2 protein-coding genes are annotated in these 2739 nt (G+C 73.4%); both read left to right on the top strand.

The window, feature by feature from the left end; all coding sequences use genetic code 11:
* The first annotated feature begins 34 nt into the window (after positions 1–34).
* A complete protein-coding gene (locus PV721_RS42720) occupies positions 35–1576 on the top strand; it encodes a GMC family oxidoreductase (RefSeq protein ID WP_319734200.1) in 1542 nt (513 codons plus the stop codon).
* Complete coding sequence (locus tag PV721_RS42725; RefSeq protein WP_319734198.1) at positions 1573–2682, top strand: glycine betaine/L-proline ABC transporter ATP-binding protein; 1110 nt, start codon at positions 1573–1575, stop codon at positions 2680–2682. Before PV721_RS42720 ends, PV721_RS42725 begins: the two co-directional genes overlap by 4 nt.
* Positions 2683–2739: the final 57 nt, after the last annotated feature.

Here is a 2739-nt window from a genome sequence, read left to right on the forward strand (position 1 = left end):
CACCCCCACGCATCCGGGCACCCCCGCGCCCGCGGTGCAGGAGCAGGAGCAGCAGGAGTACGACTACGTCGTCGTCGGCGGCGGCACCGCCGGCTCGGTGATCGCCTCCCGCCTGACCGAGGACCCGGACGTCACCGTCGCCGTCATCGAGGGCGGCCCCAGCGACGTCGACCGGCCCGACGTGCTGACCCTGCGCCGCTGGATGGGCCTCCTCGGCGGCGAGCTCGACTACGACTACCCCACCACCGAGCAGCCCCGCGGCAACTCGCACATCCGCCACAGCCGCGCCCGCGTCCTCGGCGGCTGCTCCTCGCACAACACCCTGATCGCCTTCAAGCCGCTCCCGTCCGACTGGGACGAGTGGGAGCAGGCGGGGGCCGAGGGCTGGGACGCGGCCGCCATGGACCCGTACTTCGACCGGCTCCTCAACAACATCGTCCCGGTGGCCGAGAAGGACCGCAACGCCATCGCGCGCGACTTCGTCGACTCCGCGCAGACCGCCCTGGGCGTCCCGCGCATCGAGGGCTTCAACCGGAAGCCCTTCCACGAGGGCGCCGGCTTCTTCGACCTCGCCTACCACCCCGAGGACAACAAGCGCTCCTCCGCGTCGGTCGCCTACCTCCACCCCGTCATGGACGAACGCCCCAACCTCCGCATCCTCCTGGAGACCTGGGCCTACCGCCTGGAACTCGACGGCACCAGGGCGCGAGGGGTCCGCGTACGCGCCGCGGACGGCACGGAGTCCCTGGTCACCGCACGCCGCGAGGTCCTCGTGTGCGCCGGCGCCGTGGACACCCCGCGGCTGCTGCTGCACTCGGGCATCGGCCCGCGCGCGGACCTCGAAGCCCTCGGCATCCCGCCGGTGCACGACCTGCCCGGCGTCGGGGAGAACCTGCTCGACCACCCCGAGTCGGTGATCGTCTGGGAGACCGACGGCCCGATACCGGAGAACTCCGCGATGGACAGCGACGCCGGCCTGTTCGTCCGGCGCGACCCCGACTCCCCGGGGCCCGACCTCATGTTCCACTTCTACCAGGTCCCCTTCACCGACAACCCCGAGCGCATCGGCTACGAACGCCCCGCGCACGGAGTGTCGATGACCCCCAACATCCCCAAGCCGCGCAGCCGCGGCCGGCTCTACCTCACCAGCGCGGACCCCGAGGTGAAACCGGCCCTGGACTTCCGCTACTTCACGGACGAGGACGACTACGACGGCCGGACCCTGGTGGACGGCATCAAGCTCGCCCGCGAGATCGCCGCGACCCAGCCGCTCGCCGGCTGGCTGGGGCGCGAAGTGTGCCCCGGCCCGGAGATCACCGGCGACGAGGAGCTGAGCGCCTACGCCCGCTCCGTCGCGCACACCGTCTACCACCCGGCCGGCACCTGCCGGATGGGCGCCGCCGACGACCCCGGCGCCGTCGTGGGCCCGGACCTGAAGATCCGCGGGCTCGACGGAATCCGCATCGCGGACGCCTCGGTCTTCCCGACGATGCCCGCGGTCAACCCGATGATCGGAGTGCTCATGGTCGGCGAAAAAGCAGCCGAACTGCTGTCCCGGGACGGTGGCACCCGATGACCACCACCCCCGCCGCGCCCGCCACCTCCGCCGGCCCCGCCACCGACCCGGCCGCGCCCCCCGTCTTCGCCGTGGACGGCCTCTGGAAGGTCTTCGGGCCCCAGAAGGCCGCCGCGAAGGTCCCCGGCTCCGCCGACGCCGGCCTGTCCGCCACCGAACTGCGCGAGCGCACGGGATGCACCGCGGCCGTCCGGGACGTCACCTTCGACGTCCGCAAGGGCGAGGTCTTCGTCGTGATGGGCCTGTCCGGCTCCGGCAAGTCCACCCTCGTACGCTGTCTCACCCGGCTCATCGAGCCCACCGCCGGAAGCCTGGCCATCGACGGCGAGGACGTCCTCGCCATGGACGCCACCCGGCTGCGCGCCCTGCGCCGCCACCGCGCCGCCATGGTCTTCCAGCACTTCGGCCTGCTCCCGCACCGCACCGTCCTCGACAACGTGGCGTACGGACTGGAGATCCAGGGCGTCGGCCGCGGCGACCGCCGGCACAAGGCCGCCGAACTCGTGGCCAAGGTCGGCCTCGAAGGCCTCGAGGACCGGCGCCCGGGCCAGCTCTCGGGTGGCCAGCAGCAGCGCGTCGGCCTGGCCCGCGCACTCGCCGCCGACCCCGAAGTACTCCTGTTCGACGAACCGTTCAGCGCACTCGATCCCCTCATCCGGCGCGAGATGCAGGAGGAGGTCGCCCGGCTCCACCACGAAGAGGGCCGCACCATGGTCTTCATCACCCACGACCTCGCCGAGGCGCTGCGCCTGGGCGACCGGATCGCGCTGATGCGCGACGGCCGCATCGTCCAGCTCGGCACGCCCGAGGAGATCGTCGGCTCGCCCGCCGACGACTACGTACGGGACTTCGTCCGCGACGTCCCCCGCGAACAGGTGCTCACCGTCCGCACCGCGATGCGCCCCGCCGCTGCCGGCGAGGCCGAACAGGGACCCGCGCTGGCCCCCGCCACCACCGTGGCCGAGGCCATCCAGGCCGTCGCCGTCAGCGGCGGCCCGGCCCGCGTGGTTGACCGCGGCCGCTGCCTGGGCGTCGTGGACGACGCGGGGCTGCTCGCCGTCGTGGCCGGGCTCCCGGCCACGACCGGACGGGGGGTGGCGGCGTGACCTGCCCCGCCCGTCCCGAGGTCCCCGTCCCCCACGCCCGGAGGTGGTGCGCATGAC

This window comes from Streptomyces sp. MB09-01, from assembly GCF_033794505.1.
GTDB lineage: Bacteria > Actinomycetota > Actinomycetes > Streptomycetales > Streptomycetaceae > Streptomyces.

Bases quoted from the DNA above. Each gene is read 5' to 3' on its own strand.
- PV721_RS42725 (WP_319734198.1), top strand. From the start codon at position 1,573: ATGACCACCACCCCCGCCGCGCCCGCCACCTCCGCCGGCCCCGCCACC.